The organism is Halomonas ventosae (genome assembly GCF_004363555.1).
Classification (GTDB): domain Bacteria; phylum Pseudomonadota; class Gammaproteobacteria; order Pseudomonadales; family Halomonadaceae; genus Halomonas; species Halomonas ventosae.
This window is the reverse complement of record NZ_SNZJ01000004.1, coordinates 63,626-77,638: the sequence shown is the minus strand read 5'-3', so window position 1 is coordinate 77,638 and position 14,013 is coordinate 63,626. Positions and strand designations below refer to the sequence as shown.

The window sequence follows — 14,013 nt, the reverse complement described above, 5'->3', positions numbered from 1 at the left end:
TACATATTCCAACTGATCAACAAACAGAATATTCCATCTTGTTTGACATTCACCCGAGACATGCGTCGATTTTTCAAGTGAATCAGTATGTTGAAGAAAGATTTCGGGGTTGCCCGAGGGATAGGTCTTCGACCAAAGCAGCAGCTGCCCGGCATGATCGAGATGGCCTCGGATGCACCACCATTGCCAGAGACGGCATTCTAGACTAACGTGTTAATGGAATTTTTGTTCCCAAAAGGCTATGCTCTAGGAAACAGGATTCAATGCATTGCGAGAAGCCACCCACGAGGCGGACACCATGAGCCAGACACCGCAGGATTTCTCCACACTGGAAGAACGCATCACGGCCGACTATCCGTCGCTCAGTCGTCGTCTGCAGCAGACGGCCCGTTTCCTCCTGGATCATCCCCAGGAGATCGCGTTCGCGACGGTGGCAAAGCTGGCCGAGCGTGCCGGTGTCACCCCTTCCACGCTGATCCGCTTCGCCAATCACTTCGGTTTCTCCGGCTTCTCTGAGATGCAGCAGCTGTTCCGGGCACGCCTGGTCGACGAGCTGCCCAACTACAACGAGCGCATACGTGCCGTCCGCAGCGCCACCGGCGAGACACCCGACAGCACCGAGCTGTTGTGGGAATTCGCCGAGGCCAACCGTGAGGTGCTGGACCAGCTTCCGGGACGCACCGACCCGCGCCTCCTGGAGCGGACCCTGGATATCTTCGAACGGGCGCGCGCCATCCACGTGATGGGGGCGCGTCGCAGCTTCGTGGTGGCCAGCTACATGACCTATGCGTTGCACCACATCGACAAGCGCACCTTTCTGGTCAATGGCCTGGGAGGCATGTATGGCGAGCAGGTTCGTGCCATCGACGCCGAGGATGCACTGCTGGTGGTGAGCTTCTCGCCCTATGCCCAGGAGTCCCGGGACGTGGCCGATGAAGCTCGCAGGCGCGGTATCCCGCTGGTGGTCATTACTGACTCCAACTTGAGCCCGCTGGCCCGCTTGGCAGACGTCACACTGGTGGTGCATGAGGCTGAGGTGAAGAGCTTCCGCGGCCTGACCGCCTCGCTTTGTCTCACTCAGACGCTTGCGATCGCCTTGGGTGTCCGCCAAGACAAGGCTCGCGATCGCAAGGCCGAGGACGATGGCGCTGAACGTGCCTGACCCAGGCACTCATCCCTGAATTCACTCCAATGACACGACAGGAGCGACCCATGTCGTCACTACTGGTACGGCCCCATGAACCTGACGCCCAGGGCAGGGTGCTTGAAGTCACCCCAGATTCCGCAGGCTGGGAGCATGTCGGCTTTCGCGTCCATCGGCTGGCCAAGGGCCAGAGCATCGAAGCCTCCACCGAGGATCGCGAGCAGTGCCTGGTCCTGCTCTCCGGGCGCGCCACTGTCACCAGCGGTGAGCACCGCTGGGAGGATATCGGCGAGCGGATGGACATTTTCGAGAAGATCCCTCCCTACGCCGTCTATCTTCCCGGTGGCGTCAGCTACAGGGTGGAAGCCACCACCGATCTTGAACTGGCGGTCTGTAGCGCTCCCGGCCATGGCAACCACGAACCGCGCCTCATCGACCCCGGCCAGGTCAAGCAGGCCACCCGCGGCAGCGGTACCAATACCCGCCATATTCAGGACATCCTGCCGGAGACCGAGCCGGCAGATAGCCTGCTGGTGGTAGAGGTCTACACGCCTGCTGGCAACTGGTCCAGCTATCCGCCCCACAAGCATGATGTGGACAACCTCCCGGAAGAGTCGATCCTCGAGGAGACCTACTATCACCGGATCAACCCGTCACAGGGTTTCGCCTTCCAGCGGGTCTATACCGATGACCGCTCGCTGGACGAGACGATGGCCGTGGAGAACGGCTGCTGCGTGATGGTGCCTAGGGGTTACCACCCGGTGGGTGCTCCACACGGCTACGAGCTCTACTACCTGAACGTGATGGCCGGCCCCAAGCGTAAGTGGAAATTCCAGAACGACCCGGCTCACGAGTGGATCGTCAAACAGTGAGTCCCCGATGACGAAACGGTTTCCGTGACGTCCTGACGTCTCTCTTCCCCGCCACGGCGGGGTTTTTTTTGCCTGATCCAGCGACTTGGCGCCTGGTGTGGGTGGTGCAGGCTCGAAATAAACGTTCCACATATACCAAAGTATAGAACATTCCTTTTTGCATTTTCGGGCTATGGAATCTAAATTCCATGTACGGGCTTGAACAGACCCTGCGTTCCACCAGCCTCGCTGGCAACAACCACAACGACAGATCCACAGGAGAATGCACATGAAACGCCTACTGCTCGGTGCCGCCGTTCTCGCCACCTGCTCCAGCTCTGCCATGGCCGCCACCATTGGCGTATCCGTGGCCTATTTCGATGACAACTTCCTTACCACCATGCGCAATGCCATGCAGGCTGAAGCCGATGCCCAGGGCCACGACATCCAGTTCCTCGACGCCCAGGGCGATATCGGCCGCCAGCTGAGCCAGACGCAATCCCTGTCCGCCCAGGATGTTGATGCCATCATCATCAACCCCGTCGACACCGCTGCCACCGGAAAGATGACCGAAGTCGCCGTACAGAACGGTATCCCGCTGGTATACGTAAACCGCCAGCCGGAAGGCAGCGATCTCGAGAACGAGGATGTCGTCTTCGTGGGCTCCGACCAGAAACTCTCGGGCACCCTTCAGATGGAGGCGCTGGCCGAGATGCTTGGTGGTGAGGGTAACGTTGCCATCATGCTCGGTGAGCTCTCGTCGGGCGCCACCCACCAGCGCACCGAAGGGGTAAAGGAAGTTGCCGCCGAATACCCCGGGATCGAGATCATTGCGGAGCAGCCGGCCGACTACCTCCGCACCGAGGCCATCAATCTGATGAACAACTGGATTGTAGGGGGGCAGCAGATCGATGCCATTGCCGCCAACAATGACGAAATGGCCTTGGGTGCCCTGATCGCCATGAAGCAGTCCGGCATCTCGCCCGACGACATCCTGGTCGGCGGTATCGATGCTACGCGCGATGCCTTGGAGGCAATGAAACGCGGTGAGTTGGCGGTCAGCGTCTTCCAGGACCCGGTGGGCCAGGGTGGTGGTGCCGTCGAATCGGCCATCGGCCTGATCAATGGTGAAGACGTCGAGAAGATCAAGATGGTGCCCTTCCAACTGGTCACCCCCGATAACCTGGATGACTTCCTTGCCGACTAACGGGCAGGCGGCCCGTCGTCAGACGGGCTACCTATCACGCCCAGGAGTATCGCCATGGCTACGATGACCGCCGAAGACCTGACCCCCGACACCGCCGAGTTCATTCTCGAAGTGGCCGATGTCCGCAAGACCTTTCCTGGTGTGGTGGCACTGGACAACGTCCAGCTCAAGGTCCGCCCTGGCACCGTGCATGCCCTGATGGGCGAAAATGGTGCTGGCAAGTCGACCCTGATGAAGATCATCGCCGGCGTCTACATTCCCGACCAGGGTGAGGTGCGCCTGAATGGCATGCCGCTGCAGTTGCAAGGCCCGCTGGACGCCCTGGAAGCGGGCATTGCAATGATTCATCAGGAACTCAACCTGATGCCCTACATGACCATCGCCGAAAACATCTGGATCCGGCGTGAGCCGCTCAATGCCTTCGGCATGGTGAATCACGACAGGATGAACCAGATGACTGGGGCGCTGTTCGAGCGTTTGGGCATCGACATGGACCCGGAAATGGAGGTTCGCCGCCTCACCGTGGCCGGCCGCCAGATGATCGAGATCGCCAAGGCCGTCTCCTATGAATCCGATGTCCTGATCATGGATGAGCCCACTTCGTCATTGGCCGATCGTGAAGTGGAGCACCTGTTCCGGATCATCAACGACTTGCGGGCCCAGGGTAAGGGGATCATCTATATCACCCACAAGATGGACGAGGTTTTCGAGATCGCCGACGACATCTCGGTGTTTCGTGACGGCCAGTTCATCCACTCCGCTGCAGCCAGCGACATGACTTCCGACGAGATCATCAAGCTGATGGTCGGCCGCGAGGTCACCCAGATGTTTCCCAAGGAGGAGGTGCCGATCGGAGATGTGGTGCTGTCGGTAGACAGCCTCAGCCTGCAAGGAGTCTTCGAGAACATCAGCTTCGAGGTGCGTGCGGGCGAGATCCTCGGCCTCGCCGGCCTGGTGGGCTCAGGTCGCACCAATGTCGCCGAGACTCTGTTCGGCGTGACGCCGCCCACCTCGGGCAGGATCACCATCGATGGCAAGGAAGAAATCATCAGCTCACCGCACCAGGCGATGCTGCGCGGCTTGGCGCTACTGACTGAGGACCGCAAGGAAACCGGTCTGTTCCTCGGTCTTTCGGTCATCGAGAACATGGAAATGGCCGTACTGCGGGACGGCTACACCAAGGCCACCTTCGTCGAGCAGGATCGACTCGACCAGGAGTGTGACTCGATGACGGAACGATTGAGCGTCAAGACCCCGTCCATGGATGAACGCATCGGCAATCTCTCGGGGGGCAATCAGCAGAAGGTGCTGATCGGCCGCTGGTTGATGACCAAACCTCGCATCCTGATTCTCGACGAACCGACTCGCGGAATCGATGTGGGTGCCAAGGCCGAGATCCACAAGTTGATCACCGAACTCGTCAGACAAGGTGTGGCCGTGATCATGATCTCTTCTGAGCTTCCCGAGGTGCTTGGCATGAGCGACCGCATCATGGTGATGCACGAGGGCAGGGTCACCGGATTCCTCGACCGCAGCGAAGCCAACCAGGTGAACATCATGCAACTCGCCTCCTCGCCGGTGGAGCCTCCGGTCGTAGAAAGCTGAGTTCTTCCCGAGCTACGGGTACCAATGAGGTAGAAGACAATGACCAAGACAATGGAAGCTACCGACCACCTGGAGGTGGTCCGTAAACGCCGCAAGAAGCTGCCTACCGAGGTGAGCATCTTTCTCGTCCTCGTCGGCATCGCGATTCTCTTCGAGATACTTGGTTGGGTCGTGCGCGGCGACTCTTTCCTGATGAACCCCCAGCGCCTGTTGATCATGATCCTGCAGATGTCGATCATCGGCATCATTGCCATCGGGGTGACGCAGATCATCATCACTGGCGGCATCGACCTCTCGTCGGGCTCGGTACTGGCCCTGACGGCCATGGTCACGGCCAGTCTGGCCCAGCAGTCCGACTACGTGCGTGCCGTCTACCCCGCACTGACCGATATGCCTTGGATCATCCCACTTATCGCCGGTGTTCTGGTTGGTGCCCTGTGCGGGTTGATCAACGGTGCCTTGATTTCCTTCGCTGTGATTCCGCCATTCATCGCTACCCTGGGCATGATGGTCAGCGCCCGTGGTGTGGCTCGCGCCTACACCGACGGCCAACCCGTCAGCATGTTGACCGACGAGTTCACCTGGATCGGCTCCGGCGCCAACCCGGTGATCATCTTCCTTGCGGTGGCCGTGATCTTCCACATCGCCCTGAAGTACACCCGCTACGGTAAGTACACCTATGCCATTGGTGCCAACCCCCAGGCGGCCCGCGTGTCAGGCATCAACGTACGCCGTCACCTGGTACTGGTTTACACCATCGGTGGCCTGCTGGCGGGCCTGGCCGGTGTGGTGGCGTCGGCCCGTGCAGGCACCGGGCAGGCCGGCATGGGGCTGATGTACGAGCTCGATGCTATTGCTGCAGCGGTAATCGGTGGTACCAGCTTGGCTGGGGGTGTGGGGCGCATTGCCGGCACCGTGATCGGGGCGCTGATCCTCGGGGTGATGCTCAGCGGTTTCACTTTCCTGGGCGTCGACGCCTACTACCAGGATATCGTTAAGGGCGCGATCATCGTCGCCGCCGTGGTGGTCGATCAATACCGTCAGCGCAAGCGCAACAAGACCGCCTGACCTCCTCCCCGCCCACGCCGCTGGCGCACCGCCAGGCAGGCGTGGGCACCTTCACTACCTTTCTCATCCCGCCACCGTGACGGCGCTCCTGCGCCGGTCACTTGGGAAAGTGCGGGCGATGACAAGGTCAATCCCGGGAGGTGATAGACAGCAACGAGCCCGACAAGAGCAGCACAGCAACAGCAACGTGGATGACAACAACACTAGGAGGAATGAAGTGAGTTTTAAAACATCAACAACAATCTGCATGGGGTCATTGGCCCTTTTTTCTGCCATGCCGGCATTTGCCGAGCTGGTTGTAGAGGGTGAAGCGGGGAGGCTGTCGTTCAGCGGTGATGTGGAACTTGATATCAACGCGCAGAACACCCAGGAAGGCCCGATATTCTTTGCCGACGATATCGATAGCAACGATGAATACAATCAGAGTGGGCGCATTCTGCTCGACGTGAGTGGCGAACGGACCAGTGATACCGGAAACTATGCCCGCTTCAAGGCACAACCTCTGATCAAGACCAATGGTGACCCCGGTATCGATGATGCCTGGTTCGCCTTCGGAACTCCTGCCGGTCAGGAAGTCAAGGTGGGTCGTTATGAGGCCTTCGATCTGTTCCCCTTGGGGCAGGACACGATCTACAGCTATAGCGGCAGTACATCAGACGGCCTCTATACAGACGGGCAGGGCTATGTGTATCAGGCCAAGGAGGGGCGAGGTCGCGCAGATAGTGCGGGGCAGGTGATGTTGAGCCAGCGCAGCGGTGACTTCTACGCTGAACTCTCGACGTTGTTCGGCGACCGTACCGACTTCTTCCATGGTGCCGGCAATGGTGGTACCTATCATGGCTTCGACATCGACCCGGATGCCAAGAACTCCTTTATCGTGCGACCGGTGCTTGCCTGGTCGCCGGGTCCCTGGACGCTGGCCGCCGGCATGGAGACTAACCTGGTAGACAATGCCCTTGTCGATGAGCGCGGTGAGGATATCAGTGACCGCACCGGCTACGGTACGCGCCTGACCTACGCCGAGGGCGACTGGTCGGTGAATGTTAACCTGGCTTATCTGGATGCCCTCGAGGAAGACAACCTGACACTGGGCCTCAATACGGTGTGGCACAATATCGGGGTGGGGTATATCCATGCCCGCAACGAGATCGATGAAGTCAAGCCTGGTACCAATGGGGACTTCGATCTTAGTGTCCCGGGTGAGTACACCGTCGATACGCTCTATACTTCCTACCGGTTTCCCAATGTGATGAGTATTGACAACTTTGATATTTATCTCGGCGCCTACTATAGCCGGGTTGATCATGAGGAAATCGACAATATCGATAATGCCGATCGCTACGGTGGACGACTGCGTTTCAAGTATTTTTTCTAGGAAGTAGAGTTGCTAGCGGTGTTCCTTTTTGCCCCGTTTTGGCGGGGCTTTTTGCGTCAATCACCCTTGCAGTTTGTCCTGCCCAGCCAGAGATCTAGCGGGATGTGGCCCGGGATGACGCCCATCACCTCGGCGAGCAGGATCTCGCTGTCGACCAGGGTGCCATCGGAGTCGAAGAGCAGGCAGAGCGGTAGGGTCATGCGGGTCTCCAGGCTGCGTCATTGACCAGGTTGAGCGGGCCCTCGCCTCTTAGCGCCAGGATCAGGTTGTCCACGGCGCGCTGGGCCATGGCGGTACGTGTCTCGTGGGTCGCCGAGCCGATATGTGGCAGGGCCACCACGTTGGCCATGTGCGGCAGCGGTGACTCCGGCGACAGCGGCTCCTGCTCGAAGACGTCCAGGCCGGCGGCGCGAATGCGCCCCATCTCCAGCGCCTCGATGAGCGCCGCCTCGTTGACGACCTTGCCGCGCGCGATGTTGACGAAGATCGCCGACGGCTTCATCAGGGCAAACTCTCGCTCGCCGATCAGGTGCTCGGTCTCGGCGGTGAGGGGCACGGTGACGCACACGAAGTCAGACGCTTCGAGCAGCTCGTCGAGTTCGCGGCGCTCGGCACCGAGCTCCGCGTCCAGCTCGGGCTTGGGTGAAGCGTTCGAGTAGAGGATGCGCATGCCGAAGCCCAGGGCGCCGCGCCGGGCCACGGCGGCGCCGATGCGCCCGAAGCCGATCAGGCCCAGGGTCTTGCCGTGCACGTCGCTGCCGAAGTGCTCGGGACCGATCCCGGCTTGCCAGTCGCCGCGCTTGACCAGGTCGGCCAGCTCCACGGCGCGCCGGGCGGCGGCCATGATCAGCAGGAAGCCGGTGTCGGCGGTGGTCTCGGTGAGCACGTCCGGGGTATTGCACAGAAGGATGCCGCGACGGGTCAGCGCCTCGACCGGGTAGTTGTCGTAGCCCAACGAGATGGTGGCGATGGCTTCGAGCTTTGGCGCGGCGTCGAGCAGCTCGGGGGTGATGGCCAGGCTGGCGCCGATGAGGCCATGGGCCTCGGGTAGCGCGGCCCGGAAGGCCGGGTCGTCGGCGGACGACAGGTCCGGAAAGGCCTGGACCTCGAAGTCCTGGCCAAGCTGGGCCAGCTGGTCATCATTCAGGCGGCCATAGGCCAGGATGCGCTTCTTCATGGGTCAGGCTCCTTGTCTTGAGAGCGGACAGCTTGGCTTCCAAGGTGGCGAGGTGCTTGCGATTCGGCAACCCCTCCATGTCGCCCACCACCTGCACCGCCAACGAACCGATCAGGTTACCGCGGCGGACCGCCTCCCGGGGCGAGCGGCCGTCGAGCAGGGCGCTGACCACGCCCACCGCGAAACCGTCGCCGGCCCCCACCGTATCCACCACGTCGTCGACCGCAAAGCCCGGCAGGGTAAAGCTATCCTGCTGGCCGCCCAGGGTACCGCGATAGTAGCTGCCCTCGGGTCCCAGCTTGATGATGACGGCCTGGGCGCCGCGCTCCAGGTAGAAGTCGGCGATGGCCTCGGGGCTGTCCCGGCCGGTGAGCCGGCGTCCCTCGGACAGGCCGGGCAGCACCCAGTCGCTATGGGCGGCCAGCTCGTTCAGGGTGTCGCGCATCTCGGTCTCGCTCGGCCACAGGCTGGGGCGAAGGTTGGGGTCGAAGGAGACGCTGGCGCCGGCATCGCGCGCCCGGGTGAGCATGTGTCCCGACAATGCCCGGGCACTGGGCGAGAGCGCGGACGGGATGCCGGTGGCGTGCAGGTGGCGCAAGGCCCGGAAGTCGACGGCCTCGGCATCGGCGGGGCCCAGGTGGCTGGCGGCGCTGCCGCGACGGAAGTAGGTGACACTGGGATCGGCTCCTGCCAGCGCGCGCTCCTTGAACAGCAGGCCGGTGGGGTGGTCGGGGTCACAGCTCAGATGCCGGCAGTCCAGTCCCTCGGCCTCCAGGGTGCGACGAATGAAGGTTCCGAAGCCATCGTCGCCGACCCGGCTCAACCAGCCGACGTGAAAGCCCAGGCGGGCCAGGCCGATGGCGACGTTGGTATCGGCACCGGCGATGCGACGCCGAAAGTGTTCGACCTCGGCCAGCTCGCCCGGGCTCTCGGCAACGAACATGGCCATGGCCTCGCCGAAGGTGAGGAGCTCGGGGGCGGAAGAAGCAGGGGCGGGCATGAAGGACCTCGCAGTCATATGAAGGGTGGCTGATGTGTCATTGCCGGGAATTGTCGGTATTGTCCTGCAGGCTTATGGCACCGGGCGCCGGGTCGAACCGCGGACGATCAACTCGGGCGCATGGCGACGTAACGCTGAGCTGGCACCATCGCCGTGAGAGGGCACCAGGCACGCCACGGCGGCGCGACCGATCGCGTCGGTGGGCTGGGCCAGCGTGGTGATGCCCGGGGTAACCAGCTCGCACCAGTCGAGCTCATCGATGCCCATCAGGCCGGTCTCGCCGAGGCGGGCGCCGAGGGCCTGCAGTGCCCGGGTCGTCGCCAGGGTGGCGTTGCCGTTGGCGCAGAGTAGCGCACGGGGCCGCATGCCGGGGTGAGCCAGGAAGTCGCCGATGGTGCGCTGCAGGGCGTCGTGCTCCATGAGTGGCTGGCAATGAACCTCGCCGGCCAGGCCACGGGCTGCCACCCCCTGCAGGAAGTGGGTCAGACGCACCTGGCGGGGACTGGCCTGCTCCGGCGGCTCGCTGAGATAGAGAAGATCGCCATAGCCGTGAGCCTGGAGATGGTCCAGGGCGAGATCGATGGCGCGGGCATTGTCGAGGCCCACGACTTCGGCGTCGACGGCGTTCAGCTCCCGGTCCAGCAATACCAGGGGGATGCCCTCATCCACCCAGGCCTGAAGTTCACGATCGGGACTGCCGGCGGCATTGATCACTAGGCCCTCAACCCGGTAGGAGGCGAGCAAGGCGAGGTGTTCGCGCTCCTGGGCCGGGTCATTGTCGGTGTTGCAGACCATCAACGACAGGCCGCGCTCGCGGCAGGCCTGTTCCACGCCATGCATGACGGCCACCGAGAAGGGATTGCGAATGTCGGCCACCAGCATGCCGATCAACCCTGAGTGACCACCCTTGAGGCTCCGGGCGATCTGATTGGGGCGGTAGCCCAGACGCTGAGCAGCGGCGGCGATGCGTGTCTGCATGCCCGGCGATAGGCGCTCACGATCTTCACTGAAATAGCGAGAAACGCTGGTCTTGGAGGCGCCGGCCGCACCCGCGCGGATCTTGATCGCAACCAGGGCCGCCTCCCTTGCGGGCGTGCCGCCGAAGCCGCCACGCAAGGTGCATAGCCAACGATTAGGCATGAAAGGTGCCCCTTATGATCGTTATGGAGAGGACGGGTTGAAGATATGATCGGCCACCTTCCTGTATACGCACCGAGATGCCTCGTCCACTCCCGCTGTGGAGGTTAACTACCCAGTGAACAGGCGACTCTGTGTCTGGTGGAGTCAAATCGTGTTGACCTCTGATCCTGATGACCTGCAGCTTGCTGAAACTGTTCCCCCATTGCCGCCTGCGATTCAGTCGCATGGCGCGTTGCTGGTGTTGGATTCCGCCTGTAGCAGGGTGCTACAAGCGAGTCAGAACCTGGAAGACTTCACTGGGATAATGCCTCACGAGGCAATCGCCAAGGGGCCCATGGCAGTGCTGGGCCGTAGTGCCCTTCAGCGTCTCCGCCGTGAGCCTCTTGGTGCGGGGAGTGTTGGAGGCACCTTGCGGGTCAAGCGCAAGGTGGGCCAGCTGAGCTTTCGCTTTCAGCTGGAGGCCTCGCTACAAGGCGACGTCGTGCTGCTGGAGATCGAGCGCATTGGCGCACTTAACCAGCGAAACCTGTTGGCTGATGTCAACGCTTGGATACGTCTGCTTGCTGACGCCAATCATGCCGATGCGCTACTCACCTGCCTGACTCAAGGTGTCAGGCAGCTCACCGGGCATGAGAGGGTGATGGTCTGTGCCTTCGATGCAGAGGGGCATGGTGCAGTGGTGTCGGAGGATGCCTGCCGCGGCGTCCGCTCCCTGCTGGGCATGCGCTTTCCGAACAGTGACTTCCCACCTGAGGTGCGCAAGCGCTTCGACGCTCTGCCGCTGAGGTATGTGCCTGATATCCAGGCACCTTACGTGCCGATCATGCAGGGAAGCGAGCCGGTGGATCAGGAAGTCAGGCACGACGCGGGAGGCTTGAGGGGGTTGTCGTCGCGACAGCGACGGTACCTTCAGCGCATGGGAGTCGAGAGCATCCTGAACATGGCGATCCAAGGTGACTCGGGAGTCTGGGGACTGCTCGTTGCCCAGTCCGGGCGGCCTCATCATGTGGCGCCGGAAATCCGTGATGCGGCCATGGGGTTGGTACAGATGGCCACGCAGCGACTTTTCCTGCTCAAGGCCAGGGCCGAAGCCCGCTATCGGCAGCAGGTTCAGGATAGCCGCGACCTCCTGGCATCGCACCATGCCGGACTTCTGACCCCCGCGGACTTACTGGTGCGGCACGGCGACGACTGGCAGGCATTGTTTCGGGCGAGCGGCGTTGCGCTGGTCTCCCCCGGAGTACAAGAGACCCGGGGAAAGGTGCCATCCCATCATCAGCTGACGCTTTTCAGAGAGCGGCTTGAGTCAGCCCAGCAGCACGGCGGCCCCTGGTACACCGCTTCAGTCAGTGAGGAAGACCTCACGCATGACCTGGATCTTGGCGATGCCTGTGGCGTGTTGGCCGTACCGATGCTGACTGCTGATAAGACCAGGCGCTGGCTCATTCTGTTTCGTGCCGAGCTTCGACAGTCGCATACCTGGGCGGGCATGCCGGAAACGGGAATGTTGGTCGTGGAGCCGGCAGGGTCCTCAAGCCTGCTCGAACGCCATCAGGTATGGCGTGAGGAGGTCCGTGGGCGCAGTGAGGAGTGGGAGCGAATCGAAAGGCTGGCGGCGATGGACCTGGCGGAAGACCTCGCGGTGATGGAGTCTGCCGAGGAAATCTCGCATCTCAATGCACGCTTGCAACGAAAAAGTGAGCACCTCAGAGAGGCCAACAAGCGCCTGGTGGAGCTGGCTCACCGGGACTCCTTGACCGGTGTGGCCAACCGTTACCGGATAGAGCAGCTCATGGAAGAGGAACTGGCCGCCGCAGAACGCTATCGGCGTCCACTCTCCGTGCTGTTGCTGGATGTCGATCATTTCAAGCAGATCAACGACACCCTGGGTCACGATGTTGGTGACCAGGCCCTTATTGCCCTTGCAGAAGAGCTGACCAGAACGCTGAGAAGCTGTGACTATGTCGGCCGCTGGGGTGGAGAAGAGTTCATCGTACTTGCCACCAGCTCTGACCAGGTCGCCGGCGAAGGCCTGGCTCGACGTTTGCGGGAGCGTGTGGAAGCATTGGAGGTTCCTGGCCTGTCGCAAGGGATCACCATCAGCATCGGGGTGGCCAGTTGGCGAAAAGGGGATAGCCGCAAGGGGTTGGTGCAGCGCGCCGATGAGGCGATGTATCAGGCCAAGAGCGCAGGTCGCAACCGCGTACAACTCGCCACCTGAGTGACGACGCTAAGGAGCCGCGTATTGACACATCATCCAAGCCTTATCCTGATAGAGCCCGTCTTCGATGATGAGTGGACGCATATCGCCGAGCGGGCCTTCTTCACGACGGACGCCACCAGTGAGGATCAGCTGACGCAAAGTGCCAGGGCCTGCTGCCACTTGCTGTATGAGACAGGCCTCGATCGACTGGTGGGGAATCGACCCCTATGGTTGGATCTAGGGGGGGAGTGGCTGGCCTATCCGGAACTGTGGCCAGCGCAGCCAGAGAGGCTGCGGATTATCCTGCCAGCTGACGATTCCAAAAGGCCGGGAAAACGGACGATCCAGCGGCTTCGATCGGAAGGTTATCGCCTGGGGATGCACCTGGCTGCGGATGAATTGCCCGACCCGGAGCTGCTGGATGCCGTTGACCTGCTGCTGGTCCACGGCAGACGGTCGTTTGCGCAAGAGGCATATCTCTCCTGGCGACAGTCTGGTGGGCGGGTGGCGGCTTGTGGTATCGACAGCTTGAACGAGTTGAACGTGTCGCGGGGAGCAGGCTGTGACCTTTTCTCCGGCCGCTGCCTGGAGCAGCCGGTACCACATGCGCCTGTGCATCCGGGTCGTCATGGCAATCCCAACATCAAGCTTCGCCTGTTCTCGGAGCTTTACCGTGTCGATGTCAGCCTGGAGTCCATAGAGCGCTACATCATTCAGTATCCCTACCTGCATGCCAGCATTATCAAGCTGGCCCACTCGAGCTATTTCCAGCCGCCGAGCCAGCCGCTGGGGCTACGGCAGGCCATCATGGTCATCGGCTTGCGGGAACTGCGGGTATTGGTGGCCACCCTGTTGCTGGCCTATGACACGCCTCGGCTGGTGTTCACCCTGCGTCAGGCCTTGGTGCGGGGGTTCATGTGCCGCGCGCTGGCTCGCCCCTTCGCATCGCTGGAGGCCGAGCATGCCTTTTCGACGGGGTTCTTCTCGTTGATGGATCGGTTGTTGCAGATCGACCAGCAGACCCTGCTGGTAGAGATTCCGCTTCACGATGACATCATCAGGGCGCTGCGCGAGCGGCGTGGCGAGCAGGGGGCGCTGTTGACGCTGGTCGAGGAGTATGAGACGCTCCAGGCCGATGCAGGGGCCCACAGTGATGAGCTGGCGGCGGATCAATTGCGGGGCGCCTATCTGGAGGCCGTGGCCCAAACTCAAGCGCTCATGGCGTTACGCTGAGCGCCGGGCG

11 protein-coding genes and 1 pseudogene are annotated in these 14,013 nt (G+C 61.8%); 8 read left to right on the top strand and 4 right to left on the bottom strand.

Annotated features, from left to right (window positions below; translation table 11 throughout):
- The first annotated feature begins 298 nt into the window (after positions 1 to 298).
- The 6 genes from DFP85_RS04430 (at position 299) to DFP85_RS04405 (ending at position 7,250) form a co-directional block, all read left to right on the top strand.
- Positions 299 to 1,162, top strand: a complete 864-nt coding sequence (locus tag DFP85_RS04430) for a MurR/RpiR family transcriptional regulator (protein WP_133635110.1) — start codon at positions 299 to 301, stop codon at positions 1,160 to 1,162.
- Between the two features lie 50 nt (positions 1,163 to 1,212).
- Positions 1,213 to 2,016: a 5-deoxy-glucuronate isomerase gene (iolB, locus tag DFP85_RS04425; protein ID WP_133635109.1), complete on the top strand. Its 804-nt coding sequence runs from the start codon at positions 1,213 to 1,215 to the stop codon at positions 2,014 to 2,016.
- Between the two features lie 268 nt (positions 2,017 to 2,284).
- Entirely contained in the window at positions 2,285 to 3,202 is a 918-nt protein-coding gene (locus tag DFP85_RS04420) for a sugar ABC transporter substrate-binding protein (protein WP_133635108.1), read from the top strand.
- Between the two features lie 54 nt (positions 3,203 to 3,256).
- Positions 3,257 to 4,807 carry a sugar ABC transporter ATP-binding protein gene (locus tag DFP85_RS04415; protein ID WP_133635107.1) on the top strand — a complete coding sequence of 517 codons (1,551 nt, stop codon included), beginning with the start codon at positions 3,257 to 3,259 and terminating at the stop codon, positions 4,805 to 4,807.
- Between the two features lie 39 nt (positions 4,808 to 4,846).
- Entirely contained in the window at positions 4,847 to 5,875 is a 1,029-nt protein-coding gene (locus DFP85_RS04410) for an ABC transporter permease (RefSeq protein WP_341776967.1), read from the top strand.
- A gap of 187 nt (positions 5,876 to 6,062) precedes the next feature.
- Complete coding sequence (locus DFP85_RS04405) at positions 6,063 to 7,250, top strand: carbohydrate porin (protein WP_166644600.1); 1,188 nt, start codon at positions 6,063 to 6,065, stop codon at positions 7,248 to 7,250.
- 113 nt (positions 7,251 to 7,363) lie between these two features.
- Here DFP85_RS04405 and DFP85_RS04400 read toward each other — a convergent pair.
- The 4 genes and pseudogenes from DFP85_RS04400 to DFP85_RS04385 form a co-directional block, all read right to left on the bottom strand.
- Positions 7,364 to 7,450 (bottom strand): annotated as a pseudogene (locus DFP85_RS04400) (haloacid dehalogenase); the annotation flags it as partial.
- A complete protein-coding gene (locus DFP85_RS04395) occupies positions 7,447 to 8,427 on the bottom strand; it encodes a 2-hydroxyacid dehydrogenase (RefSeq protein WP_133635105.1) in 981 nt (326 codons plus the stop codon). The pseudogene DFP85_RS04400 and the gene DFP85_RS04395, both read right to left, overlap by 4 nt.
- Entirely contained in the window at positions 8,390 to 9,427 is a 1,038-nt protein-coding gene (locus DFP85_RS04390; RefSeq protein WP_133635104.1) for a sugar kinase, read from the bottom strand. The genes DFP85_RS04395 and DFP85_RS04390 overlap by 38 nt, the downstream gene beginning before the upstream one ends.
- A 72-nt stretch (positions 9,428 to 9,499) precedes the next feature.
- Positions 9,500 to 10,567 (bottom strand): LacI family DNA-binding transcriptional regulator, encoded by a 1,068-nt coding sequence (locus DFP85_RS04385; protein ID WP_133635103.1) that lies wholly within the window; start codon positions 10,565 to 10,567, stop codon positions 9,500 to 9,502.
- Positions 10,568 to 10,718: 151 nt separating this feature from the next.
- On the opposite strand from DFP85_RS04385, the gene DFP85_RS04380 reads away from it, so the two are divergent.
- The gene (locus tag DFP85_RS04380) at positions 10,719 to 12,788 is read left to right on the top strand and encodes a sensor domain-containing diguanylate cyclase (RefSeq protein WP_133635102.1); all 2,070 of its coding nucleotides are present in this window, start codon (positions 10,719 to 10,721) and stop codon (positions 12,786 to 12,788) included.
- 24 nt (positions 12,789 to 12,812) lie between these two features.
- The gene (locus tag DFP85_RS04375) at positions 12,813 to 14,003 is read left to right on the top strand and encodes an HDOD domain-containing protein (RefSeq protein WP_133635101.1); all 1,191 of its coding nucleotides are present in this window, start codon (positions 12,813 to 12,815) and stop codon (positions 14,001 to 14,003) included.
- Positions 14,004 to 14,013 lie beyond the last annotated feature (10 nt).

What these genes read in the sequence shown, in the direction of transcription:
- DFP85_RS04415 (WP_133635107.1), top strand. Translation starts at nt 3,257, where the DNA reads ATGGCTACGATGACCGCCGAAGACCTGACCCCCGACACCGCCGAGTTC.
- DFP85_RS04385 (WP_133635103.1), bottom strand. Translation starts at nt 10,567, where the DNA reads ATGCCTAATCGTTGGCTATGCACCTTGCGTGGCGGCTTCGGCGGCACG.
- DFP85_RS04420 (WP_133635108.1), top strand. Translation starts at nt 2,285, where the DNA reads ATGAAACGCCTACTGCTCGGTGCCGCCGTTCTCGCCACCTGCTCCAGC.
- DFP85_RS04430 (WP_133635110.1), top strand. Translation starts at nt 299, where the DNA reads ATGAGCCAGACACCGCAGGATTTCTCCACACTGGAAGAACGCATCACG.
- iolB (WP_133635109.1), top strand. Translation starts at nt 1,213, where the DNA reads ATGTCGTCACTACTGGTACGGCCCCATGAACCTGACGCCCAGGGCAGG.
- DFP85_RS04410 (WP_341776967.1), top strand. Translation starts at nt 4,847, where the DNA reads ATGACCAAGACAATGGAAGCTACCGACCACCTGGAGGTGGTCCGTAAA.
- DFP85_RS04395 (WP_133635105.1), bottom strand. Translation starts at nt 8,427, where the DNA reads ATGAAGAAGCGCATCCTGGCCTATGGCCGCCTGAATGATGACCAGCTG.
- DFP85_RS04390 (WP_133635104.1), bottom strand. Translation starts at nt 9,427, where the DNA reads ATGCCCGCCCCTGCTTCTTCCGCCCCCGAGCTCCTCACCTTCGGCGAG.